Source organism: Pseudomonas quercus (genome assembly GCF_012033695.1).
Lineage (GTDB): Bacteria > Pseudomonadota > Gammaproteobacteria > Pseudomonadales > Pseudomonadaceae > Aquipseudomonas > Aquipseudomonas quercus.
Genome location: NZ_JAAVJI010000005.1, coordinates 203,174 through 227,755, shown reverse-complemented (window position 1 = coordinate 227,755; position 24,582 = coordinate 203,174). Strand labels below are relative to the sequence as shown.

The 24,582-nt window shown below is 59.7% G+C and carries 16 protein-coding genes, 1 tRNA gene and 1 pseudogene; 5 read left to right on the top strand and 13 right to left on the bottom strand.

The features are described 5' to 3' along the window. Positions 1-34: 34 nt before the first annotated feature. The 3 genes from HBH25_RS11485 to HBH25_RS11475 all read right to left on the bottom strand — a co-directional run bounded on the left by HBH25_RS11485 (position 35) and on the right by HBH25_RS11475 (position 8,415). Positions 35-5,641 (bottom strand): putative Ig domain-containing protein, encoded by a 5,607-nt coding sequence (locus HBH25_RS11485; protein WP_168084043.1) that lies wholly within the window; start codon positions 5,639-5,641, stop codon positions 35-37. Positions 5,642-6,026: 385 nt separating this feature from the next. Continuing rightward, entirely contained in the window at positions 6,027-7,469 is a 1,443-nt protein-coding gene (locus HBH25_RS11480) for a SulP family inorganic anion transporter (protein WP_168084042.1), read from the bottom strand. A 121-nt stretch (positions 7,470-7,590) separates the two neighbouring features. After that, entirely contained in the window at positions 7,591-8,415 is an 825-nt protein-coding gene (locus HBH25_RS11475) for an NAD-dependent epimerase/dehydratase family protein (protein WP_168084041.1), read from the bottom strand. 295 nt (positions 8,416-8,710) lie between these two features. Here HBH25_RS11475 and HBH25_RS11470 point away from each other — a divergent pair, with 295 nt between their 5' ends. Beyond that, positions 8,711-10,012 carry an MFS transporter gene (locus HBH25_RS11470; RefSeq protein ID WP_484573228.1) on the top strand — a complete coding sequence of 434 codons (1,302 nt, stop codon included), beginning with the start codon at positions 8,711-8,713 and terminating at the stop codon, positions 10,010-10,012. A 176-nt stretch (positions 10,013-10,188) separates the two neighbouring features. After that, positions 10,189-11,373, top strand: a complete 1,185-nt coding sequence (locus HBH25_RS11465; RefSeq protein ID WP_168084040.1) for an amino acid aminotransferase — start codon at positions 10,189-10,191, stop codon at positions 11,371-11,373. Between the two features lie 56 nt (positions 11,374-11,429). Here HBH25_RS11465 and HBH25_RS11460 read toward each other — a convergent pair whose 3' ends face one another. From HBH25_RS11460 to pilB, 9 genes are all read right to left on the bottom strand, one after another. Continuing rightward, the gene (locus tag HBH25_RS11460) at positions 11,430-12,455 is read right to left on the bottom strand and encodes a branched-chain amino acid aminotransferase (RefSeq protein WP_168084134.1); all 1,026 of its coding nucleotides are present in this window, start codon (positions 12,453-12,455) and stop codon (positions 11,430-11,432) included. 108 nt (positions 12,456-12,563) lie between these two features. Then, a complete protein-coding gene (gene hutH / locus HBH25_RS11455; RefSeq protein ID WP_168084039.1) occupies positions 12,564-14,096 on the bottom strand; it encodes a histidine ammonia-lyase in 1,533 nt (510 codons plus the stop codon). A 233-nt stretch (positions 14,097-14,329) separates the two neighbouring features. Continuing rightward, complete coding sequence (locus HBH25_RS11450) at positions 14,330-15,628, bottom strand: NAD(P)/FAD-dependent oxidoreductase (protein WP_168084038.1); 1,299 nt, start codon at positions 15,626-15,628, stop codon at positions 14,330-14,332. Positions 15,629-15,900: 272 nt separating this feature from the next. After that, entirely contained in the window at positions 15,901-16,530 is a 630-nt protein-coding gene (locus HBH25_RS11445) for a DUF1780 domain-containing protein (protein WP_168084037.1), read from the bottom strand. Between the two features lie 66 nt (positions 16,531-16,596). Then, positions 16,597-16,800, bottom strand: a complete 204-nt coding sequence (gene yacG / locus HBH25_RS11440) for a DNA gyrase inhibitor YacG (protein WP_168084036.1) — start codon at positions 16,798-16,800, stop codon at positions 16,597-16,599. Next, on the bottom strand, positions 16,797-17,420 hold the full coding sequence (gene coaE, locus HBH25_RS11435; protein ID WP_168084035.1) for a dephospho-CoA kinase: 624 nt from the start codon (positions 17,418-17,420) through the stop codon (positions 16,797-16,799). The genes yacG and coaE overlap by 4 nt, the downstream gene beginning before the upstream one ends. Next, the gene (locus HBH25_RS11430; protein WP_168084034.1) at positions 17,417-18,292 is read right to left on the bottom strand and encodes a prepilin peptidase; all 876 of its coding nucleotides are present in this window, start codon (positions 18,290-18,292) and stop codon (positions 17,417-17,419) included. Before HBH25_RS11430 ends, coaE begins: the two co-directional genes overlap by 4 nt. Beyond that, positions 18,293-19,510: a type II secretion system F family protein gene (locus HBH25_RS11425; protein ID WP_168084033.1), complete on the bottom strand. Its 1,218-nt coding sequence runs from the start codon at positions 19,508-19,510 to the stop codon at positions 18,293-18,295. It abuts the gene before it with no gap. A 3-nt stretch (positions 19,511-19,513) separates the two neighbouring features. After that, a complete protein-coding gene (gene pilB / locus HBH25_RS11420) occupies positions 19,514-21,208 on the bottom strand; it encodes a type IV-A pilus assembly ATPase PilB (RefSeq protein WP_168084032.1) in 1,695 nt (564 codons plus the stop codon). Between the two features lie 676 nt (positions 21,209-21,884). Here pilB and HBH25_RS11415 point away from each other — a divergent pair. Together HBH25_RS11415 and HBH25_RS11410 are read left to right on the top strand one after the other, a co-directional pair. After that, complete coding sequence (locus HBH25_RS11415) at positions 21,885-22,301, top strand: pilin (RefSeq protein WP_168084031.1); 417 nt, start codon at positions 21,885-21,887, stop codon at positions 22,299-22,301. Between the two features lie 65 nt (positions 22,302-22,366). Then, a tRNA-Thr gene (locus HBH25_RS11410) sits at positions 22,367-22,442 on the top strand. Between the two features lie 405 nt (positions 22,443-22,847). Here HBH25_RS11410 and HBH25_RS11405 read toward each other — a convergent pair. Beyond that, positions 22,848-23,273 carry a pilin gene (locus HBH25_RS11405; RefSeq protein WP_168084030.1) on the bottom strand — a complete coding sequence of 142 codons (426 nt, stop codon included), beginning with the start codon at positions 23,271-23,273 and terminating at the stop codon, positions 22,848-22,850. A gap of 131 nt (positions 23,274-23,404) precedes the next feature. Here HBH25_RS11405 and HBH25_RS11400 point away from each other — a divergent pair. Beyond that, positions 23,405-24,574 (top strand): annotated as a pseudogene (locus HBH25_RS11400) (IS3 family transposase). The last annotated feature ends 8 nt before the right edge of the window (positions 24,575-24,582 follow it).

Here is a 24,582-nt window from a genome sequence, read left to right as displayed (position 1 = left end):
CACAACGAGGCGCCACGCCTGCAAACGAACACCGTTACGCGACGAAATCGCTTTGCTGCAGTTCCTTGACCCCTACCAGCGAAACCTCGAATTCAGCGCTGGCATCGCTGTTCACGCTGCCGTACAGAATGCCGTTTTCAAGGCGTAGCTGGCCGGCGGCGTTGGTGCTGCTGAACGCCTGGCTGCCAATAAAGGTGAAGTTCTCATGGGCTGCAGTACTGGCATCGGCATCGATGCCAGTGAAGTCCAGCTTGTCGCCTTCGGTGGTCTTGAACCCTGAGATCACATCCCGCAGGTCACCCAGGCCCAGGTCAGCCAGCGCCTTGAACACATAAGTGTCTGCACCTGTGCCGCCGGTGAGCGAATCGGTCCCTGCGCCGCCAATCAGGGTATCGTCGCCGGCACCGCCTACGAGCACGTCATCCCCGTCACCGCCGTCTAGCACGTTGGCGTAGCTGTTGCCCGTGAGGTTATCGGCAAAGCGGCTGCCGACAACGTTTTCGATGGACTTGAGCGTATCCAGGCCCGACCCCAGGGTGTCCTGCTGGGCACTGGTGTTCAGCGCAATGTTCACACCTGCGGCAGCAAACACATAAGACGCGGTGTCCGTGCCTGCACGGCCATCGAGCAGGTTGTTGCCGCTGCCAGCGAACAGGATGTTGTCCAGGCCGTTGCCTACCGCATCGGCCGCACCGTCGCTGTTGATCACCATGTTTTCCAGGTTGCTGCCCAAGGTAAAGGTAGCAAGGCTGCTGTACACCGTGTCGATGCCGCTGCCTTCACCGCTTTTTTCCACCACGGCGTCGTCAACGTTATCCACATAGTAGGTATCGTTGCCGTTGCCCCCCGTCATGTTGTCCGCGCCCGCCCCACCGTCCAGCACGTTGGCCGCATCGTTGCCGGTCAGGAAGTTGCGCAGCTCGTTACCGGTACCGTTGATGGCCGAATAGCCGGTCAGTACCAGGTACTCGACGTTGGCGCCCAGTGTCCAGCTGACCGAGGACTTCACGGTGTCGATCTGGCTGGCCTCGGCATTGGTTTCGGTCACCGTGTCCAGTTCGTTGTCCACGATGTACACGTCCTTGCCATCGCCCCCGGTCATGTTGTCCGCACCCAGGTCCCCATCGAGGGTGTCATTCCAGCCGCTGCCCACTAGGGTATCGTCCTGGTCAGTACCTAGAATGTAACCGCCTTTCTGGCTGGCCACCTCGTCGTATACATCCTGTGAGGTACGATTGTCCGTGGTATTGCCCTGGAAGCCCACATCACCGGCTATGTAGTCGGCCAGGCGTTGGCCCACGATTTCTGCACTTTCTTCATGCAGGTGCCACACGTCATCGGGGTAGGTGACAGGGTCCGCTTCCTGGCGCAGGGGCAGGTCGGTGTAGTCCACGGCCAGTTCAACGTCTGAGCGCTCGGCGGCCATGGCTTCCTGCATGGCCCTGACGGCAACCACCCCGCTCTGGATGGATGCGATCTTGGCGTCGTCATAGCCACGCACACGGGCCGCATTGTCGTCGTAGTGGCCGGTTTCCATGATGTACACCTTGAAGTCGCCCAACTGCGCGTGCAGGTAGTCGAACACTTTCAAGGTGTCAGCCTTGTACTGGGCCGCGTAGGCGACCGGGTCGGCGGCGCGGCCGATCTCCTGGGCGCCTTCCTCGCCTTGGCCCCAGATGATGCCCATGGTCACGTTGTCCACCGCCTTGAGCGAGGCCAACTGTTCTTGCAGCAGGCCCACGGCGCGCAGCAGGGCCGGGCCGGGCTCGTTGGTGTCTGTCAGCCACCAGGACAGGCGCAGCTCTTCAGGCGTGCCGGTAGACAAGCCGCTGACCGTGCTGCCACCCACCGCAACATCGACACCATTGCCGTCGGCGTCCGTGAACTGGCTGCGCACGTCGTAATCGGTGTATTTGCTCAGGTCCTTGACCATTTCCGTGATGCCGGATTCGCCATCGTCTTCGGTCATGCGCAGCAGGCGGGCATTGGATTGGCCCAGGGTCGGCAGGAACAGAATGTCCTGCTGGGGCCGCTCGGCAAAGATAAAGTCACTGGCCGTCAGCGTGCCTGAATAGTCACCGGTGAGGGCAATTTCGAAACGGTTGCCTTCGCTGTCAGCCTCGGCCGATTTGATGTAGGTCTTGCCATTGCTGGTGGTGGTATAGAGGGTGTGGTTGGTGCCATCCCCCAGGCCCAGGAAACCAAGCGCACTGACGTCGATCTTGTCCACACCCACGGTGAAGTCGGTGACGGTGTCGGTGGCCGTAATGCCTCCTGCGTCGTAATCGCGGTAGCTGTCGCTCAAGGCCGTATAGCGGAAGGTATCCGCGCCGGCGCCGCCTGTTAGCGTATCGCGGCCGCTACCCCCGTCCAGTACGTCGTTGCCGTTGTTGCCGTTGAGGGTGTCGTCACCCCCCAGGCCAAGGATCAGGTCCTCGCGGCCGGTGCCGTTCAGGGTTTCGGCATTTTCCGTACCGGTGACCGTGACAGGCGGTGCATTGGCCACTGTCAGTGCGAACACGTCACTGGCCGAAGCGCCTTTGGTGTCCGTGGCGGTGACCATGAAGTTGTACACACCGGCGGCGTCATCGTCTGGTGTGCCACTGAAGGTGCGTGTGGCCGCGTCGAAGGTGAGCCAGCTTGGCAGGGGGGTGCCGTCTTGCAGCGTAGCGGTGAAGGTCAGGGCATCGCCATCACTGTCGGTGAACGCACTTTGGGACAGTGTGTAACTAAAAGGCGTGTTTTCAGTGGCCGTGCTGTCAAGCAAGGGGTCGGTAACGGCAGGCGCATGGTTGAGCGGCAAGCTATCGGTGCTGAACACAAAGTTCGAGGCCTTGAGGGTGTTCAGGTAATTGCCCTGCAACGCCAGCTCGAAGCGGTTGCCATTGGCGTCCGCATCGCGTTCCTTGATGTAGGTGCGGTTGCTGCTACTGCTGTAGGAGATGTTCAATGTGCCGTTAAGGCCGTCTCCCAAGCCGATAAACCCGAGCGCCGACAGGTCGATCTTGTCCGCTGCCACATCGAAGTCGGTGATCAGGTCACTGGCGCTGGCCGTGGCGGTGCGGTAGCTATCGGTGAGGGCCGTGAAGCGGAAAACGTCTGCCCCCGCACCACCGGTGAGCTTGTCAGCGCCGGCGCCACCCACCAGCACATCATTGCCAGCGCCGCCGTTAAGGGTGTCGGCACCGTCCAGGCCAAACAGCTGATCGTTGCCGTTGGTGCCGGTGAGCGTGTCCTTGCCCGTTGTCCCGTTGATGATGCTGCCGGTAGCAGGCATATCCTGCACCGCCAGGTTGAAGGTGTCGTCCACGGTGCCGCCCTTGCCGTCAGCCGCCGTGACCGTGACGTTGAACGTACCCGAGTCGGTATCCCCTGGCGTACCGCTGAAGGTGCGTGTGGCTGCGTCAAAGGTCAGCCAGCTGGGCAGGGACGAGCCATCGGCCAGCTTGGCGGAATACGTGAGGGTATCCTTGTCGGCATCGCTGAAGCTGGTAGCTGGAATTGCATAGAAGAAGGGTGTGTTCTCGCTGGCGGTTTTATCCACCAGTGGAGTGGCGACCACAGGTGCATGGTTGACCGGTGCCACTGTGGTAAACACAAAGCTCGCAGCGGTCAGGTTGTTGAGGTAGTTGCCATTGAGGGCAATCTCGAAACGGTTGCCCGAGGCATCGGCGTCCAGCGACTTGATGTAAGTCTTGGTACCGGCACTGTTGAGGGTGAGGTAAACGGTGCCGTTGCGGCCATCACCCAGGCCCGTGATCCCCAGCGCAGCAAGGTCAATCTTGTCGCTGCCTACGGCGAAGTCGGTGATCAGGTCCGTGACGGTGTCGCCGCCGGTGTTGTAATTGCGGTAGCTGTCCAGGCGGCTGGTATACACGAACGTGTCTGCCCCGGCGCCCCCTGTGAGGGTGTCTGCCCCGGCCCCGCCATTGATACGGTCTGCCCCGGCCCCGCCATTGATGCTGTCCGCGCCGGCCAGGCCGTTGAGCGTGTCCGCACCGCTCGTGCCCATCAGTGAGTCACTGCCGCTGGTGCCGTTGATTACCCGTTGGAACACGAAGTTATCGGCTTTGAGGGTGTTGGCCAGGTTGCCATTGAGTGACAGCTCGAAGCGGTTACCGCTGGCGTCGGCGTCATAGTTTTTAAGGTAGGTGCGGCCTGTATTGGCGTTGTACTGAACCAGCAGGGTGCCGTTGTACCCATCGCCTAAGCCTTTGAAGCCTAGGTCCGCCAGGTCCAGGGTGTCCTGGGTCACGTCGAAGTCAGTGATCTGGTCACTGAAGGTCGCGTTGGCTGTACGGTAGCTGTCGGTCAGGGCGGTATAGCGGAAGGTGTCCGCACCGGCGCCGCCGGTGAGTTTGTCCGCGCCCGCGCCGCCTACCAGAATGTCGTCGCCTGCACCGGCAGACACGGTATCTTTGCCAGCCCCTGCCAGGAACAGCTCGTCCCTGGCCGTACCGGTGAGCGTGTCATTGCCTGCAGTGCCTTCAACCGTCAGCGTCGGCAGTGTGTCGCCTACATAGGTGCCGTCGCCATAGGCCAGCGTCGAGCCTTTGGTGGTATTGGTGATGTCATTGCCCACGATGGTGTTGCGGTCCGTGCCATCTTCGTTGCGCTCAGCCACGCCATAGGTGGAGTTGGCGCCACCGGTGATGGTGTTGTTAAGAACGTTATTGTCGCTGCCGGGGAAGAACTTGCCCGACACGCCGTTGGTGTCGTCATAGCTCTGGATAATCACTTCCGGCACGGGTGCCTTCAGACCATTGTTGGTCAGGGTGTTGCCTGTGACGGTAACGTCGCTGCTACCGTAGATACGCACGCCCGCGCTGCCATTGTCGTGAATGTCCACGCCGGTCACAGTCACGCCGCTGGACAGCTTCACCAGCACGCCTTCAGCGCCGTTGTCATACACGGCGCCGCCTTCAATGGTGACGTTGTAGGGCGACGGAATGTTCTCGCTGCCACGCTGCACCACAATGCCACCGGCGCCATTGCCGTAGGCCACGTTGCCGGTCATGGTGAAGTCGTGGGTGCTGGTCACGATGTTGAACCCGTGGCGGTCATTGTCGTAGGCCACGTTGTTCACGTACTTGGTGTCGATCATGTAGTCCGCGACAAAGCCGTCCAGGCCGTTGCCATGGGACACGCAATTCTCGATGAGCATGTTCACGGTCTGCTCGTGCGGGTCGAAGCCGTACCCCGAGCAATCCTTGATCTCGACCCCACTGAGGGTCACGTTGGTGTCCTGGCCGTCCTTGCCAGGAATGTAGCCGTTGAACCAGCCATCGATCTTGCCGGTGGTGTTGTCCCGGTTGCCGTCGATGGTGAGGTTGCTCAGGCCGAAATCATGGGTTTCTTCACCGTAGGCTGAGCGAATCACGCCGGTAATCTTGGTGTTGGAGCCATCGGCGACTTTCACGGTGGTAAGCCCAGCGCCTTCGCCTTCCATGTGAACGTTGCTCTTGAGCATCAGGCAGCCATCAGAAGGCTCCTCACCGGCAGAAACGATGAATGTCCCGCTGGGTACGAACACGGTACCGCCGCCGGCAGCAGACGCTGCATCAATAGCGGCTTGCATGGCAGCGGTATCATCCGTGACACCATCACCAACGGCACCGAAATCCTTTACGTTAAAAATCATGGACTTGCTCCGATCCTGGATATATAGGGGGGTTAGGTGCCAATAATTCAACGCACACTTGATCTTTTTTATGACACAGTTCACACAATCCTGCGGGGCCACCCATCGATTAGCGTCAATAGAACGGACATATGTGAAAAAAACGTCAGTTTTATGCCGAATAACCTATGACGGTTCCTTTGTAAGCCAGGTGTTACGAAGGGTAACGTCAATAAACAATCGGATAATTTCGATTTTTTGGCATGGTGGCGCTTTGGGTTGAGCGCGCGGGGCAGTGGCGAGATGTCAAGATCGGTAAGGCGCGGGGGAAGGGCGATTTCAGCGCCGCAGACGCACGGCACAAAAAAAGGGCCTCAAGAGGCCCTTTGGTTAAACAGTCAATGAGTCAGGCGGTGGGAATACCCGCACGCCCCAGTAACGTTTCACAACGTGGAGACAGGTGGATCAGCCGTACTTGGCGGTTCTGGCTGCGGTAGCGTGTGAACAGTGCTTCAAGGGCTGCAATGGCCGAGTGGTCCGCCACACGTAGGCCAGCACAGTCTATGACCACCTTTGCCGGGTCACCGGCGGGGTTGAACAGCGCCTGGAAGGCCGTAGTCGAGGCAAAGAACAACGTGCCGTGCACCTGATAATGGCGCTCGCCTTCGCTATCGGTGTACTCAGCGCGGATCTCCCGAGCGTGCTGCCAGGCAAAGCTCAACGCGCTGATCACCACGCCGCATAGCACGGCCGTGGCCAAGTCAGTAAGCACCGTAATGATAGTGACCGCCACCACGACCAGTGCATCGTGCCGAGGGACCTTGCCCAATACCTGCAAGGACCCCCACGCAAAGGTCTGCTGGGCGACCACAAACATTACGCCCACCAACGCAGCCAGCGGAATGCGTTCGATCCAGTTGGACAGGAACAGGATGAACATGAGGATCATCACGCCGCTCACTACGCCGGACAGGCGCCCACGCCCGCCAGAGGACAGGTTGATCATGGTTTGGCCAATCATGGCGCAACCGCCCATGCCCCCAAACAACCCTGAGGCCACGTTGGCGACCCCCAGTGCCAGGCATTCCCGGTCGGGCTGGCCACGGGTTTCGGTGATTTCGTCGGTAAGGTTCAAGGTCAGCAGGGTTTCAAGCAGGCCTACGGCCGCCATCAGCACGGCATAGGGCAGGATGATCCGAAGCGTGTCCATCGTCCACGGCACATCAGGCAATTGCAGCTGTGGCAGGCCGGCCGCAATGTGGGCCATGTCGCCTAGGGTGCGAGTAGGCAAGCCCAAGGCCACCGCGAGCGCGCCGACGCTGACAATGGCCACCAGCGCCGGTGGAACGGCACGGGTCAGGCGGGGCAGGGCGTAGACGATGGCCATGGTCAGGGCAACCAGCCCTAGCATGACCCACAGCGCATTGCCTTGCAGCCAGTGCTCGCCTTGCTTGAAGTGCTCCAGCTGCGCCATAGCGATCACGATCGCCAAGCCATTGACGAAGCCCAGCATGACCGGGTGCGGCACCATGCGAATCAGCTTGCCCAGGCGGCAGGCACCGAACAGCATCATCAATGCGCCGCCCAGCACCACCGTGGCCAGCAGGTACTGAGCGCCGTGCTGTACCACCAGCGCAACAATTACCACGGCCATGGAACCCGCTGCGCCGGAGATCATGCCAGGCCGGCCGCCCAGCAGCGCAGTCAGCGTACAGATGAAAAACGCGCCATACAGGCCCATCAAAGGGTTCAGGTGCGCAACCAGTGCAAACGCGATGCATTCGGGCACCAAAGCAAAGGCTGTAGTCAGCCCTGCGAGTGCGTCCCGACGCAGTGAAGTGAAAGCCATAAAACCTCGAGTCCGTAAAAGGCACAACGCTCCGCGCGCCGCTGGAAAAGACCAGGGGCGGGCAGAGGCATTTATTGGAATGCGGGCACTATAGGCAATGGCAGAGGCGTTGAACAGCTATTCAGCCTTCGAAGGGGCCAGCGGCAACGAAAGCGCCGCCTTGGTACACCCTTAAAGGGTCGTCGTCAGCCAGGGGTGGCAACGCTTCGATCGCCGCACGCCAGGGTTCGGAGGTGTCTTTGGGGTGGTAGCCCAAATGCGCAGCCAGGCGGTTATCCCACCACGTATCGCGGTTGGCGGACACACCATACACAACCGTATGCCCCACGCCCTTGGCATACAGGCTGCGCTCTACCAGGTGCACCAGGTCGTTATAGCTAAGCCAGGTGTCGAGCATGCGCCGGTTCTGGGGCTCGGGGAACGACGAGCCGATGCGAATGCTGACGGTCTCGATGCCATAGCGATCGTAATAGAAGGTGGCCAGATCCTCGCCATACGCCTTGGACAGCCCATAGTAACTGTCTGGGCGATGCTGGCAGGTGGGGTCCAGGCGTTCGGTCTGTTTGTAAAAGCCGATCACATGGTTGGAGCTGGCAAACACCACCCGCTTAACCCCATGGCGCCGTGCAGCTTCATACAGGTGGAATACGCCGCAGATGTTCGCACCCAGCACGGTCTCGAAGGATTTTTCCGTGGACACGCCGCCGAAGTGCACGATGGCGTCGCAGCCGGCTACCAGTGCGTCCACTGCGGCCTTGTCCGCCAGGTCGCAGGTCACAACCTCTTCTTGAGGCTGCGCAGGGGCCATCTCGCAGATGTCCGACAGCCGCACGTGCTTGGCGAACCCAGGCAGCCGTTCCCTCAGCACCTGGCCCAATCCTCCAGCCGCACCTGTCAAGAGCACACGGTTGTAGAGTTGCTGCTCTTCAGCATTGAATACGGACATAAGGGTACACGCTCACTTATTTTTATGATTGCAGTAGGTTGTCGTACAACTAATTGGAATTATCAGGTTGGCTGTTATTGCTGTCAATGCAACCTGCTTATACCGCCTGCTTTACGGGTGTCAATGGGGAAAAAATGACTGCCGGGTCGCAAAATGAAATCACCTCATTGCCACGTGCCAGCAGGCAGTATCCATTTGACAGAGCACCCACATCGACCTATAAAGTGCGCACAAGTACGACGACACATGTCGTTACGCTTTACCTCTACAAAAACAATACAAAGAGTGTCAGCCCATGAAAATCAAAGGCATCCGCTGGTGGATGGTCGGCCTCGTTACGGCTGGGCTTATCGTCAACTACCTCGCCCGCAACACGCTTTCGGTGGCAGCGCCTACCCTGATGCAAGAGCTCAGTATCTCTACCGAGCAGTACGCCAAGATCGTGGTGGCCTGGCAGCTGTGCTATGCCTTCATGCAGCCAGTGGCGGGCTATATCCTGGATGCCATTGGGACCAAGATGGGCTTCTTTACCTTTGCCCTTGCCTGGTCGGCCGCTTGTGCGGCGGCGGCGCTGGCGACTGGCTGGCAAAGCATGGCGTTCCTGCGCGGCTTGCTAGGCCTGACCGAGGCTGCCGGCCTGCCTGCGGGCGTGAAAACCACTACCGAGTGGTTCCCCGCCAAAGAGCGCTCTGTGGCCATTGGCTGGTTCAACATCGGTTCGTCCATCGGCGCGCTGCTGGCACCGCCGCTGGTGGTATGGGCCATTCTGCAAAACGGCTGGGAGCTGGCGTTCCTGATCGTGGGCGGGCTGGGCATTGCGTGGAGCTTCCTGTGGCTGGTGCTGTACAAGCACCCCCGTGACCAGCGCCTGCTGGGCGATACCGAGCGCACGTACATCCTGTCGGGGCAGGAAGCGCACTTCAAGGACGCTGCACCCCAGAAGGGCAGCTGGAAGAACATCATCCGCAGCCGTAACTTCTATGCCATCGCTTCGGCACGGATTCTGTCCGAGCCCGCCTGGCAAACCTTCAATGCCTGGATCCCGCTGTACCTGATGACCGAACGCCACATGAACATCAAGGAAGTGGCCATGTTTGCCTGGCTGCCTTTCCTGGCTGCGGACATCGGCTGCGTACTGGGTGGCTACCTCAGCCCGCTGTTCCATAAGTACTGCAAGGTGTCCCTGTTCACCTCGCGCAAAATGGTGCTGCTGTTTGGGTGCTCCTGCATGATCGGCCCGGCCTGTATCGGTTTGGTCGAAAGCCCCTATACCGCGATTCTGCTGCTGTGCATCGGTGGGTTCGCGCACCAGACCCTTTCGGGCGCGTTGTACTCCATCACCTCCGACTCCTTCGGCAAAAACGAAGTGGCCACGGCCACCGGCATGGGTGGCATGTTCGGTTACCTGGGCGCCGCAGCGTTCACCATGGTATTTGGCGTGCTGGTTACCAAGATCGGCTACAGCCCATTGTTCGTAGTACTGGCGGTGTTCGACATCATCGCCGCCATTGTGGTGTGGACGGTTGCCCGCGAACTGGTGCGGCCACCTGAGCCGACTGTGCAGGCTGGCCCTGAAGGTACGCCTGTGGTGGCGTGATGGACATTTGTAGGCCTGGGGGCGGGGGGTGTACCTGTTCCCGGGCTGCGCCCGGTCCAACACCAGTGTGTGCCTAGCTGATTCCTTTCCCAGCCTTGACCCTGCAAGGCTGCTGTGGGCTAATTCCCCTCTCCTGGCGGCCCCCGCCACACACACCTTTTCAGGAATGCCCCGCTATGTTCGAACACTTGCCCCTGTACGCTGGCGACCCGATTCTCGGGCTGATAGGGGAGTTTGCTGAAGACCCCCGCCCCAACAAGGTCAACCTGGGCGTAGGCATCTATTACGACGAGCTGGGCCGTGTACCCTTGCTGCCTTCTGTACAGCAGGCCGAGGAGCTGCTGGTGGGCGAGCACCAGCCGCGTAGTTACTTGCCCATGGAGGGGTCACCGGCCTACCGCCGTGTGGTGGAGCAATTGCTGTTCGCCGACAGTGTGGACGCAAGCCGTAACAGTGTGGCCATTATCCAGACGGTGGGTGGCTCGGGCGCCTTGAAAGTGGGTGCAGATTTTCTCAAGACCGCCTGGTCCGATTCCCAGGTGTGGGTGTCCGACCCCACCTGGGACAACCACTTGGGCATTTTCCAAGGCGCGGGCTTCACGGTGAACCGCTACCCGTATTTCGAGCCTGCCGCCAAGCAGTTCGATTTCGAGGGCGCACTTCAGGCGCTGGGAGCCTTGCCGGCCAAAGCCATCGTGCTGTTGCACCCTTGCTGCCATAACCCCACCGGTATTCAGCCTGAGCGGGAGCATTGGGTGAAGATGCTGGACGTGCTGCAAGCGCGCGATGCCATTCTGTTCCTGGACATCGCCTATCAGGGCTTTGGCAAAGGCCTGGACGAGGATGCCTGGCTGATCCGCGAATGTGCCCGCCGTGGCCTGACCTTCCTGGTATCCAGCTCATTCTCCAAAACCTTCTCTCTGTATGGCGAGCGGGTAGGGGCCTTGAGCGTTCACACTGGCCGGGACAGCCATGCGCAGGTGTTCGGGCAATTGAAACTTCACGTACGCCGCAACTACTCAAGCCCGCCCATGTTCGGTGCCAGTATCGTGGCCCGTGTACTGGGTGACCCGGCCTTGAACCAACAGTGGCAGGGTGAGCTGGCCCAGATGCGTGACCGTATCACGGCCATGCGGGCTGCTCTGGTGGAGGGCTTGACCAAGCGCTTGCCCGAGCAGGATTTTGCGTTCCTGGCCCATCAGGAAGGGATGTTTGCCTACACCGGCCTGAGCGCCCCTCAGGTGCGGGCGCTCAAGGCTGAACACGCTGTATATGCGGTGGAAACCGGCCGCATCTGCATCGCCGGCCTCAGCCCCAGCAACCTTGACCATGTGATCGAGGCCTTTGCCGCGGTGATGTAACCGGCAGGTATAAAAAAAGGCGCCTCTAACCGGCGCCTTTTTCTTGGGTACTGCCCTTAGACGACTTTCACGATCCAGCCTTGTGGGGCTTCCACTTCACCGGTCTGAATGCCCGTCAATTCCTTGTACAGGCGCTGGGTCACCGGGCCCACCTCGGTCTCGCTGTAGAACACGTGCAGCTTGCCCTTGTATTCAATCCCACCGATGGGCGTGATCACTGCTGCAGTGCCGCAGGCGCCGGCTTCTGCGAAGCGGTCCAGCTGATCGATAAGCACGTCGCCTTCGACCACTTCCAGGCCCAGGCGGTCAGCAGCCAGCTCCAGCAACGACAGGCGGGTGATGCCCGGCAGCACGGAACTGGATTTAGGCGTCACGAACTGTTTGCCGTCTTTGGTGATGCCAAAGAAGTTGGCCGAACCCACTTCTTCGAGTTTGGTATGGGTTTGTGGGTCCAGGTAGATGCAGTCTGCAAAGCCATGCTTCTTGGCTTCGGCCCCTGGCATCATGCTGGCGGCATAGTTGCCCCCCACCTTGGCCGCACCAGTGCCATTGGGCGCAGCACGGTCGTAGCCGGAAATCAGGAAGTTGTGGGGCTTCAGGCCGCCTTTGAAGTAAGGGCCTACCGGCACAGCGAACACGGCGAAGATGAACTCGGGGGCTGCCCGCACGCCAATGTTGTCGCCCACACCAATCACGTAGGGGCGCAAGTACAGGGTGCCGCCGGTGCCGTAGGGCGGGATAAAGCGTTCGTTGGCCTTGGCCACTTGCTGGCAGGCTTCGATGAACAGCTCGGTCGGCACCTCCGGCATCATGACGCGCCGGCAGCTGCGCTGCATGCGCTGGGCATTCTGGTCCGGGCGGAACAGGTTGATGGACCCGTCCTTGTCACGGTAGGCCTTCAGGCCTTCGAAGCACTGTTGGCCATAGTGCAGGGCGGTGGAGCCTTCGCTGATGTGCAGCACATTGTCTTCGGTCAGCACGCCAGGCTGCCAGGCGCCGTCGCGCCAGTAGGCCAGGTAACGCAGGTCAGTCTTGATGTAGTCGAAGCCCAGTTTGTCCCAATCGATGCTTTCGTTGCCCATGACACCCTCGATCAACAATGTCGGCCCGCTCACCACCGGCCGTTCCTTACCTTGGGATAATAATGATTTCTGAGGATTTGTCCGAGGGTTTCGCACCGGAAGCATCGGTTATTCGCCATACAGCCGTGCCACAGGCATCCAGGGCTCGAATGCACCACCCTCCACCCAGGCCCTTGCACAGGCGATGTCCGGCGCGAAGTAGCGATCCTCGTGGTAATGATCAACCCTCGAACGGATCAACGCCATCACGTCGGCCAAGGGTGGCGATGTGCGCAGGGGCGCGAGAAGGTCTATGCCTTGGGCCGCGCCCAGCAGTTCGATGGCCACCACCGCGCTGCTGTTGCCGGCCATGTCCTGCAGGCGCCGTGCGGCGAAGGTGGCCATGGACACATGGTCTTCCTGGTTGGCGGACGTGGGCAGGCTGTCGACCGATGCCGGGTGGGCCAGGGTCTTGTTCTCGGACGCCAGTGCAGCAGCCGTGACCTGGGCAATCATGAAGCCGGAGTTGAGCCCGCCTTCCTTGACCAGGAACGCTGGCAGGCCGGACAGGGCGGGGTCTACCAGTTGTGCGGTGCGGCGCTCGGACAGCGCGCCGATTTCTGAAATAGCCAGGGCCAATACGTCTGAGGCCATGGCCACCGGCTCGGCATGGAAGTTACCGCCCGACAGCACATCGCCCTCGGCGCTGAACACCAGGGGGTTGTCGGACACGGCGTTGGCTTCGCGCAGAAACACGCCGGCCGCAAACCGCAAGTGGTCCAGGCAGGCGCCCATCACTTGAGGCTGGCAACGTAGGGAATAGGGGTCTTGAACGCGAGGGCATTCCCGGTGGGATTCACGGATGTCGCTACCTGCCAGCAGTGTGCGGTAGAACGCCGCCACATCGATCTGGCCGGGTTGGCCCCTTACCGCCTGGATACGCGCATCGAAAGGGACGTCCGAGCCTTTCAAGGCCTCCACGGTAAGGCTGCCGGCCACCACGGCAGCGCTGAACAGGCGCTCGGCTGCAAACAGGCCACGCAGGGCCAGCGCCGTGGACACCTGTGTACCGTTGATGAGTGCCAGGCCTTCCTTGGGGCCCAGTTCCAACGGCACCAGCCCCGCGATGGCCAGGCCCTCGGCGGCGTCCATTTCCCGCCCTTGGTGGCGCACACGGCCCACACCGATCAATACCGCTGACAGGTGCGCCAATGGCGCCAGGTCACCTGAGGCACCTACCGAACCCTGAGAGGGCACGCAAGGGTACACGCCTGCGTTGTAAAGGGCGGTCAAGTGTTCGATCACCTGCCAGCGAATACCCGAGAACCCTCGCGCCAAGGACGCTACCTTGAGGGCAAGCACCAGGCCCACAGTCGCGTCGTCCAGCAGTACCCCGGTGCCCGTGCAATGGCTGAGCAGCAAGTTGCGTTGCAGGCGCGCCAGGGAAGCTTCAGGAATAGAGGTGCGGGCGAGTAGCCCGAAACCGGTATTGATGCCATACACCGTACGTTTGCTGGCAATGATTCGCGTGACCGTGGCAGCCGCTTCATCCACCGTGGCCCGGGCAGCCGGGTCAAGCTGGAAAGGGGCTTGGGTATGGTAAATGGCACGCAGTTGGGCCAGGTCGAACAGACCAGGCTGAATCAGCAGGGGCGCAGGCATGACAGAGTGTCCCAGGGCATGAAGAATGCCTGTCATCTAAACCTGTATATACAGGTATGGCAAGTGCAGATTCTTGTATTCTAGGCGCCGTCGGTTCCCGGCTTCCGCCTTTGGCTGCAACCGGCCCCACATGGGGTAGCGCACCACATACGCTGTGGGAGTAGGGGGCCGGCCGCCCGGCGCTAGCCTGCGAACAGATGCTCACAGGGTAGCGCCTGGTTCAACATTGCCCGTCAGTGCAGCTTCAGCCTCGGCTCTGTTCCACGGCCCAACCGGCTGCCCAGCATGGCCATGGCCGTGCGGAACGGGCCATACAACGCCACTTGGTGCATGCGGTACAGGGAGACGTAGAACATCCGTGCCAGCCAGCCTTCCAGCATCACGCTACCGGTCAGGTTGCCCATCAGGTTGCCCACCGCTGAGAAGCGTGACAGCGAGATCAGCGAGCCGTAGTCGGTGTAGCGGTATTCCGGCAGCGTGCCGCCTTCCAGCCGTTGCTTAATGGACTTCACCAGCAACGAGGCCTGCTGATGCGCAGCCTGTGCGCGGGGCGGCACATTGCGGTCGCTGTCAGGTTGCGGGCAGGCCGCGCAATCGCCAAAGGCGAACACGTTATCGTCGCGCGTGGTCTGCAACGTGGGGCGTACCTGCAACTGATTGATGCGGTTGGTTTCCAGCCCGTCGATGTCTGCCAGGAAGCCCGGCGCGCGAATGCCTGCTGCCCACACTTTCAACCGTGCAGGAATGACTTTGCCATCAGCGGTCAGCAGGTTATCAGCCGTCACTTCACTTACGGCTGCGCCGGTCAGCACCGTTACGCCCAGTTTTTCCAGGGTGCGGTGCACGGGCTCGCTGATACGCTCCGGCAAGGCCGGCAGCACACGTGGGCCGGCTTCGATCACGGTGATGCGCATGTTTTCCGGGCGAATGCGCCCCAGGCCATAGGCAGCCAGCTCGTGCGCAGCATGGTGCAGCTCGGCCGCCAGTTCCACACCGGTCGCCCCCGCACCCACGATGGCCACGGTAATTTCTTCCTGATGGGACTCCTCCTGGGCGTGGGCGCGCAGATACGCATTGAGCAACTGCTGGTGGAAGCGCTCGGCCTGCTTGCGAGTGTCCAGGAACAGGCAATGCTCGGCAGCGCCTTTGGTACCAAAGTCGTTGGTGGTGCTGCCCACGGCGATGATCAGCGTGTCGTAGCTCAGCTCGCGCTCGGGCACCAGTTCCATGCCGCTTTCATCCTGGGTCGCTGCCAGGGTGATGCGCTGGTTGGCCCTGTCCAGCCCGCTCATGCGGCCCAGTTGGAACTCGAAGTGGTTCCACTTGGCCTGCGCCAGGTAATTGAGCTCGTCGCCCGAAGAGTTCAGCGACCCCGCCGCAACCTCATGCAGCAAAGGCTTCCAGATGTGCGTCAGGTTAGCGTCCACCAGCGTTACGTTGGCCTTGCCGCGCTTGCCATAGGTTTTACCCAGGCGGGTCGCCAGTTCCAGGCCGCCGGCGCCGCCGCCAACGATCACGATGCGATGTTTCATGGAGGTATCTCGTAGAGTTGAAAAATTCGGGGGCCAGGAGGGGGCGAGCGCAAGGCAGCTTCGAGCGCCCCTCCAGGGTGGGGCAAAATTCAGGTTGCGCGAGTAGACCACGCCATTGTGCAAAACGTTGCACAGGGCCAACGCTCATTCGTCTGCAAGCAGAGATCGAGGGCAGCAGGGTGGTGTCGAGGGTCGCCATAAGGAAAAACCGGCAGGTGTGCGCAATGCTCCAGTTGTAACACTGTGGAGGAAAAGGTGCCATGGGCGTACGCTCAGAGCGTGATGCCAACATCAAAAACAATACTGCGGCCCAAGTGGGCACGCAGAAAGTCCGGCGCGCTGGGGTGAGCGAACAGCACACGGGCAAAGTTGGGGCCTACCAACGAGAGCGAGCGCCAGCCTTGGCGCAGGTATTCGGTGGGGGGCGGGAAGTGGCTGTTAAGGTTGAGCACCTCACGCTTGAGGCTGGCAAAGGCCACCATGTCCAGCTCGCCCAGGTCCAGCCCGCGTTCGCGGTAGTTATGGGCTTTCTTGCGCAGGGTGGGGCCCAGGCGGGCCAGCAGTTCCGGTGCCCGAATGCGCTTGGGGCGTGCTTCCCGGCGTACCAGCTGGCTAAGGGAAAACGCGCTGCGGCGGCGTTGCAGCTCTTCGCGCCATTCGTCATTGAGGCGCCGGCCTTCATCCAGCACGAAGAACACTTCGAAATTGGCCTCGCGGAACCGCACGTCCGGCGGCTCCTGACTCACAGGCAAGCATTCTTCAGGGCTGTGGGCGATGTTCAAGCCTTGTAGCAACCGCTGGCATACCCAGCGTTCACGCTCCCACTTGCGTGCATTGGAAAGCAGTGCGTTTGCCTGTTCGGCCTGGGTGGTCAGCAGGCGCAGGTAATCGGAATCGTCCATAACCGTGCCTCATAGGCGGCGTAGCCTATTGGTAACAGCCACCGCGCCTGACTACAACCCTTTGTGTCAGTGGTGGCTCGGTGGCAGGTCTCCAGAGAACAGCTCATCTTCGGATTCTTCACGGCCTGCGATCTTGTGCTCTTCGGAGGCCCAGGCCCCCAGGTCGATCAGCTTGCAACGATCGGAGCAGAACGGGCGGTTGAGCGAAGCGGCGGTCCATTCCACGGGGGCGCCGCAGGTGGGGCAATTGACAACGGAAGGTTGGGTCATGAACGGGTTCCAGCTAAAGACAAGTAAACAAGGTGCAGGCGGTCCACTTGGGCATGCAAGTGTTCCAAGGTGCTGTCGTTGAGAATCACATCATCGGCCAAGGCCGTGCGGTCTTCGCGACGGGCTTGCGCGGCCAGTATGGCCTCTATCTGGCCCTGGCTGCTACCGTCACGGCGCAAGGTGCGCGTCATCTGCAGCTCTCGCGGTGCGTCGATCACCAGGAGGCGATTGGCCAGGCGGTACTGCCCGGATTCGATCATCAACGGGGACACAAACACGGCGTAGGCGGACGTGGCCGTGCGCAGGCGCTCAGCGATTTCCGTGGCGATCAGCGGGTGCAGCAGTTTTTCCACCCACAGCCGTTCGTTGCTGTCGGCAAAGATACGCGCCCTGAGTGCGGCGCGGTCCAGGGTGCCATCGGCTTGGAGAATGGCAGGGCTAAAATGCTCGGCCAAGGCTGCCAGCGCGGGCCGGCCAGGTTCCACTACCCAGCGGGACGCCTGGTCCGCGTCTACCACTTCAAGGCCCAGCGCAGCAAAGCGCTCGGCTGCTGCGCTTTTGCCGCTGCCGATGCCCCCAGTCAGGCCCAGCACCCAAGGGTGATGCTCACGAGCCGTCATTGGCCGAACCCCGCAAATTGAAGGTAGGCCGCAGTGATCTGCTCCCCCCAGATCAAGGCCACCCAGCCTGCCACGGCCAGGTACGGGCCGAAGGGGATAGGCGTAGAGGTGTTGGCACCACGGGCACGAAGCATCAGCGTGCCCAGCACGGCGCCCACCGCCGACGACAGCAGTATCGTCAATGGCAGCACCTGCCAACCGCCCCAGGCGCCGATCAGGGCCAGCAGCTTGAAGTCACCAAAGCCCATGCCCTCCTTGCGCGTGACCAGTTTGAAGAGCTGGAACACCAGCCACAGGCTGAGGTAACCGGCCACCGCGCCCCACAGTGCATCCGCCAGAGGCACGAACAGCCCTAGCGCATTCACGATCAGGCCTAACCATAGCAGCGGCAACACCAGTGTGTCCGGGAGCAACTGGTGGTCGATGTCGATCATGCTCATGGCCAACAGGCCCCAGGTCAGCACCAGCAGGGCAGCGGCCTGCCACGTAGGGCCGTAGTGCCAAGCGATAAACGCCGACAGCAGCCCGCACGCCAGCTCCATCAGCGGGTAACGCTTGGGAATGGCAGCCTTGCAGCTGGCGCATCGGCCGCGCAGCCACAGGTAGCTGAGCACCGGAATGTTTTCCACCGCACGAATCCCGTGGCCACATTGAGGGCAGGCCGAGCGCGGCAGCATCAGGTTGTACACCGGGCCCGGTGGCTCAGCCGGAAGGTTAAGGTACTCCCTGGCCTGTGCACGCCAGTCGGCGTTCATCATCACAGGCAGGCGGTGGATCACCACATTGAGAAAGCTACCCACCATAAGGCCTAACAGCAGGGCGCAGAGGGTGGTGGCCAGTGGCGAACTGGCCAGAAGGTCGAAAGCGAGCATTTAAACCACAGAACCAAGCTGGAAGATGGGGAGGTACATGGCAATGACGAGCCCGCCGACGAGTACGCCGAGCACCGCCATGATCATAGGCTCCATAAGGGTGGTGAGGTTGGATACAGCGTTGTCTACGTCTTCCTCATAGTAGTTGGCAACCTTGCCCAGCATCTCATCCAGCGCGCCGGACTCTTCCCCAATGGATGTCATCTGGATCGCCATGCTAGGGAACGTACCTGTGGCACGCATGGACACGTTCAGTTGCATGCCGGTGGACACATCCTGGCGTACCTGGTTGACCGCTGTACGGAACACCACGTTGCCTGTGGCACCCGCCACTGAATCCAACGCTTCCACCAGCGGCACACCCGCTGCAAAGGTGGTGGATAAGGTGCGTGCGTAACGTGCCACCGAACTTTTATAAAGAATCTGCCCCACGATAGGCATCTTCAACAACAGGCGGTCGATGGTATCGCGAAACTTCACATTCTTTTTATAAGCACTGCGGAATACCAAGCCTACCCCAAACAACGCAGGCAAGATGATGTACCACCAGTTCTGCAATGCTTCGGACAGGTTGATCACCATCTGGGTAAACGCAGGAAGTTCAGCGCCAAAGCCCTGAAACACCTGCTGGAATTGCGGCACCACTTTTATCAACAGAATGGCGGACACAATACCGGCCACCACCAGTACCGCAATGGGGTAGGTCATGGCCTTCTTGATCTTGGCCTTGAGGGCTTCGGTCTTTTCCTTATAGGTGGCTACCCGGTCCAGCAGGGTTTCCAGTGCACCCGCCTGCTCACCGGCGTTCACCAAGTTGCAGTACAGGTCGTCGAAGTATTCAGGCTTCTTGCGCAATGAACTGGCGAAGCTGTTACCGGCTGCCACTTCGTTTTTAAGCTCCAGCACCAGTTCACGCATGCTGGGTTTGTCCACGCCTTCGGCAATGATGTCGAACGACTGCAGCAGTGGAACGCCCGCGCGCATCATGGTCGCCATTTGCCGGGTGAAGAAGGCAATGTCCAACGGCTTGATCTTTTTGCCACGGCTGAAAATGGACGTGGACTTCTTCTTCACCTTGCCCGGCACCACACCTTGCCGGCGCAACTGTGCCTTGACCAAGGCCGTGTTGAGGCTGGTGAGTTCGCCCTTGATGCGGTTGCCTTTGCGGTCCACGCCTTCCCAACTGAACACGCTGACCTTGGGTGCTTTTGCTGCCATGGTTTAGTCCTTGGTCACGCGGTTGACTTCTGCGAGGCTGGTGACCCCTTGCATGACCTTCGCCAACCCGGACTGGCGCAAATCGCTGAAGCCTTCGGCGCGCATCTGGGCGGCGATGTCGATGGAGTTGGCCGCTTCCATGATCAGCCGCTGCAGGGCTGGGGTGTTCTTCACCACTTCATAGATACCTTGCCGGCCTTTGTAACCACCATTGCACTGGTCGCAGCCTTTGGGTTCGTACACCTTGAAGGTGCCGATACTGGCGGGCGGGAAGCCCTCTTCGATCAGGGCGTCCCGGGGAATATCCGCTTCGGTCTTGCAGTTGGGGCACAGCTTGCGGGCCAGCCGCTGGGCGATAATCAGGTTCACCGACGTGGCGATGTTGAACCCGGCCACGCCCATGTTCTGCAAGCGCGTAAGGGTTTCTGCGGCACTGTTGGTGTGGAGGGTGGACAACACTAGGTGACCCGTCTGAGCCGCTTTGATAGCAATCTCGGCCGTTTCCAGGTCCCGGATTTCCCCCACCATGATCACGTCCGGGTCCTGACGCAGGAAGGAACGCAAGGCCGAGGCGAAGTCCATGCCCTGGCGAGGGTTTACGTTTACCTGGTTGATGCCTTCCATGTTGATCTCGACCGGGTCCTCGGCAGTGGAAATGTTGATGTCCACGGTGTTGAGGATGTTCAAGCCAGTGTAGAGCGATACAGTTTTACCCGACCCCGTGGGGCCGGTGACCAGAATCATGCCTTGGGGCTGTGCCAGCGCCGCCAGGTACAAGGCCTTTTGGTTTTCTTCATAACCCAGGGCATCGATGCCCATCTGCGCGCTGGTGGGGTCCAGAATACGCATCACGATCTTTTCGCCCCACAGGGTGGGCAGGGTGTTTACCCGGAAATCGATGGCCTTGCTCTTGGAAATGCGCATCTTGATGCGCCCGTCTTGAGGCTTGCGCCGCTCGGAAATGTCCAGGCTGGCCATCACCTTCAAGCGGGCAGCGATACGCCCAGCCAGGCTGATAGGCGGGCGTGCTACTTCGCGTAGCATACCGTCCGTACGGAAGCGCACGCGGTAGGCCCGCTCGTAGGGTTCGAAGTGAAGGTCTGACGAGCCACTGCGGATAGCGTCCAGCAGCATCTTGTTCACGAAGCGCACCACCGGGGCATCGTCAGCATCCTGGCCAGGGGCGTCATCACGCTTGTCGTCGCCGGACTCGATGTCCAGGCCGTCCAGGTCCACGTCTGCCAGGTCTTCCAAGCCCGTGGTGCTTTCGAAGAACCGTTCGATGGCGTCGCTGAGCTTATCGTCTTCTACCAGAATGGCTTCGGCATTCAGGCCGGTGTTGAACTGAATGTCCGTGATGGCCTGCTGGTTGGTCGGGTCCGACAGGGCGATAAACAGCTTGTTGCCCCGGCGCCACAAGGGCAGGGCACGGTGCTGGCGCACCAGGCGTTCATTCACCACACCTTGGGGAAAAGCCTCTTTATCCACCGCGGAGATATCCAGCACCGCCATGCCGAACTGGTCCGCCGCCAGCTCCGCAATGTCACGCCCGCGCACCAGCTTCGTTTGCACTAGGTAATGCACCAGCGGGATCTTGTTCTGCTGCGCCTGCTGAAACGCCTGCTGCGCGTTTTTCTCGTTCAGCAGTTCTGCAATGACCAACTGCTTGGCCAGGCCGGTGAGGGCAATGTCGTTCATGGGTGGCGGAACTCCTTCGGTCGCTCGTTTATAGCTTAGTCGACCCTCAGGTGCCAAATGCACAGGATAAAGTGACAAAAAACGTCACTAAACGACGATGAAAGGGTAGGGGCTAAATGATGGCCAAGTGGGTTTGAAGGTGCGAACACTGCCGGGTTGGCGGCGAGCATGGCGGGTATGGACAAAGAAACACAACAGCCCAACAAGCTTCTCTCACTATGAGAAGGAGTATGGAGCACCAGAAGCGTTTGATCCTTATTGAATTAGTGATCACGGTTGGGACTATCGATATTTGGTGGTGATTACGACTCCTGGCTGTTGGAAATACCAGACAGGGGATGCTGCCGTAGGTTTAACTGAGCTTCCGTTTTTAAGATCAATATGAGAATGCGCTGAGCCACAATACTGCTATAATCGCAGCTTTGCTAGATAGTCCGCCTACTGAAATTTCTCGTTTGGCTTCGCAGCCGATAATGCATTGGAGTGTTTCTTGCAGAAACCCATGCCGTGGTCTCAGAAGAGTCATCTTTTGATGTGTGATTATGCTAGTCGCCGGAATTTTCCATCACTGAAATTTCCATGTCTGATTACAAGCCAAAAACGTTGCGATCAATCCTAGCCTGAGTAATTATCGAGGCGCCATTCAGAAAATTGATGATTTGCAGGGAGGTTAAATTTGAAAGGTCTAAAAGGATTTACCTTTATCGAGTTAATGGCTGCAATAACCATCGTTGGCATCCTTGCTGCTATTGCAGTTCCGATTTATAGCGATTATCAAGCTAGAGTCAAAGTAATAGCGGGTGTGGCAGAATCATCCGCACTGAAGGTCGGCTTCCAAGAGCGCTTGGACAGTGGGGTCAACGTTACCTCACCTGAGGAAATCGGCGGTCAAACTAACACTGCAAATTGCAGCGCCCTGGTTACAAGAGGCACTGCTTCGACTGGGCTAGGCACGATCGTCTGCACTCTCATCAATGCACCGGCTTCTGTACAGGGTCAAACCATCACTTGGACCCGCGACGCCACCTCAGCTTGGACCTGTGCCACCACAGCCCCTAACGCCTACACCCCAAAGTCCTGCCCAGGCGTCTAAAAATCTACTCACGACAAGGGCTTGCCCGCCTGCAAAAGGGGTGATAGCGTACACACCCGAAACACGCCGGTGTAGCTCAGTCGGTAGAGCAGCGCACTCGTAACGCGAAGGTCGCAGGTTCGATTCCTGTCTCCGGCACCACAGATAGTTTCTGGACGTCTATGACTGTCTACGAAACGCCCTACAGAGCCCGACTAGTACGGGCCTTGTATTTCTGGCTATAGCGTGTTGTCTTTTAGGCGTTTGGTCTGGAAAGCCCGAAAAGCACAGCAAAGCTTTTGAGAACTCCGCTTTTCTCATCTCGCTCGATACCTGGCTGCTAGCTACATACCAACAAACGAAGGTGGCAACACGCTCACTGTCGGCGGGTATAGCTGGGAGGCTATATTACAGCTGCTATCGACGGCTTTACTTCTAGCTGCCAGTGACGGCGTCAAAATATCCAATCCTGGCATGCTTGCCTTCATCGGTCGATCCGTAAAAGCCCCAGCCGATAAAGACTGGGGCTTCAGCTGTAGGAAAACAATATTGCTTGAATGAGTTATTTTATGACTGCGGGCAACTCTTAGGAGCTATATCAGTGCTGCCTGCTGGAAGGCCAGTGGTTTTGCATGTCCAAGTGCCGTCGTTTGTCCGTGTCCAAGTCACAGTCGCGCTAGCAACTACCGGCGGTGCATTCAGCAGAGCACAGGCTACGGTGCCAGCCCCTGCGTTCATAGTTGCGGTCAATGTGCAGTTGGAGGTAGGTGTAACGACTCCTTTAGCATCAGCAATGCTTGTAACCGCAGTGCCACTGTTTAAAGTATCTTCTACGATACCTTTAGCTGCGCTTGCTTCAGCCAACCCTGCAGTAAGCTTCGCACGTGCCTGGTATTTGCTATAGGCCGGAATGGCAATCGCCGCCAAAATGCCAATGATTGCGACAACGATCATCAGCTCAATGAGAGTGAACCCTTTCTGTCCAGAGCGCATATGCTTCTCCATAAATCTACAGCGAGATAGCTGCTTGATGAGTTTTTAGCATAAGTCATGCCACATGCCGGGATTGTGGTGCTTGTAGGGGTTTACTTTAGGAGAAAATGGTCGCTACACAGAGGGGTTCGATGAGCAGACAACGACGTACCTTCATCCCCGAGTTCAAACGCGAGGCTGCCTGCCTTGTGCTCGATCAAGGCTACGGCCATGCCGAGGCCGCAAGGTCGCTCGATATTGGGGAGCCGGCGTTGCGTCGCTGGGTCAACCAGCTTGAGGCTGAGCGAAATGGCGTGACCCCGTCCAGCAAAGCGATGACGCCAGAGCAGCAGGAAATCCAAGCGCTCAAGGCTCGCATCAGTCGGCTGGAGATCGAGAAGAAAATCTTAAAGGAGGCCACTGCGCTCTTGATGGCCGAAGAACACGGGCGCAGACGTTGAAGTCGATTCGGCAGTTGGCAAGGCACTACCCTGTTCAGCTGTTGTGTTCAGTGTTCGAGTTGCCCCGATCTTGTTATTACGCGCACTTGGCCCGCCGACGGCGTATCGATGTTCGTCGTATGGGCCTGCGTAGCCGCATCAACGAACTGTTCAGCCAGAGCCGCAGCTCGGCAGGTAGCCGCAGTATCGTCGCCATGCTCCGGGATGAGGGTATCAAAGTGGGACGCTTCAAGGTCAGAGGAGTGATGAAGGAGCAGGGCTTGATCAGCAAGCAGCCCGGTTCTCATGCGTACAAACGGGCGACGGTTGAACGCCTCGACATCCCTAATGTTCTTGATCGACAGTTCACGGTAACAGCGCCAAACAAGGTCTGGTGTGGCGACATCACCTACATCTGGGCGCAGGGCCGGTGGCATTACCTAGCGGTCGTCCTGGACTTGTGTAGCCGCCGGGTAGTGGGGTGTGCGATGTCTGCCAAACCGGATGCCGAGCTGGTCATCAAGGCGCTCGACAGGGCTTATGAGATGCGTGGCAGGCCACAAGGCGTGCTATTTCACAGCGACCAGGGTAGCCAATATGCCAGCCGTAGCTTTCGCCAGCGGCTGTGGAGCAACCGGATAACTCAGAGCATGAGCCGACGCGGGAATTGCTACGACAATGCGCCCATGGAGCGGCTGTTTCGCAACTTGAAAACGGAATGGGATACCGAAGGTGGATTACATGACGGCCGCGCTGGCCGGGCAAGATATCGGGCGTTATCTCATGCAGCGGTACAACTGGACGAGGCCGCATCAGCACAACGGCCTCGTGCCGCCGGCTGTTGCAGGAGAAAAACTCAATTCTGTGTCCGGGAATTGTTGACCACTACA

Coding starts and splice junctions, on each gene's coding strand:
- HBH25_RS11465 (WP_168084040.1), top strand. CDS start 10,189: ATGTTCGAACACTTGCCCCTGTACGCTGGCGACCCGATTCTCGGGCTG.
- HBH25_RS11430 (WP_168084034.1), bottom strand. CDS start 18,292: ATGCTCGCTTTCGACCTTCTGGCCAGTTCGCCACTGGCCACCACCCTC.
- HBH25_RS11475 (WP_168084041.1), bottom strand. CDS start 8,415: ATGTCCGTATTCAATGCTGAAGAGCAGCAACTCTACAACCGTGTGCTC.
- coaE (WP_168084035.1), bottom strand. CDS start 17,420: ATGACGGCTCGTGAGCATCACCCTTGGGTGCTGGGCCTGACTGGGGGC.
- HBH25_RS11425 (WP_168084033.1), bottom strand. CDS start 19,510: ATGGCAGCAAAAGCACCCAAGGTCAGCGTGTTCAGTTGGGAAGGCGTG.
- hutH (WP_168084039.1), bottom strand. CDS start 14,096: ATGCCTGCGCCCCTGCTGATTCAGCCTGGTCTGTTCGACCTGGCCCAA.
- HBH25_RS11445 (WP_168084037.1), bottom strand. CDS start 16,530: ATGGACGATTCCGATTACCTGCGCCTGCTGACCACCCAGGCCGAACAG.
- yacG (WP_168084036.1), bottom strand. CDS start 16,800: ATGACCCAACCTTCCGTTGTCAATTGCCCCACCTGCGGCGCCCCCGTG.
- HBH25_RS11450 (WP_168084038.1), bottom strand. CDS start 15,628: ATGAAACATCGCATCGTGATCGTTGGCGGCGGCGCCGGCGGCCTGGAA.
- HBH25_RS11470 (WP_484573228.1), top strand. CDS start 8,711: ATGAAAATCAAAGGCATCCGCTGGTGGATGGTCGGCCTCGTTACGGCT.
- HBH25_RS11460 (WP_168084134.1), bottom strand. CDS start 12,455: ATGGGCAACGAAAGCATCGATTGGGACAAACTGGGCTTCGACTACATC.
- pilB (WP_168084032.1), bottom strand. CDS start 21,208: ATGAACGACATTGCCCTCACCGGCCTGGCCAAGCAGTTGGTCATTGCA.
- HBH25_RS11480 (WP_168084042.1), bottom strand. CDS start 7,469: ATGGCTTTCACTTCACTGCGTCGGGACGCACTCGCAGGGCTGACTACA.
- HBH25_RS11405 (WP_168084030.1), bottom strand. CDS start 23,273: ATGCGCTCTGGACAGAAAGGGTTCACTCTCATTGAGCTGATGATCGTT.
- HBH25_RS11485 (WP_168084043.1), bottom strand. CDS start 5,641: ATGATTTTTAACGTAAAGGATTTCGGTGCCGTTGGTGATGGTGTCACG.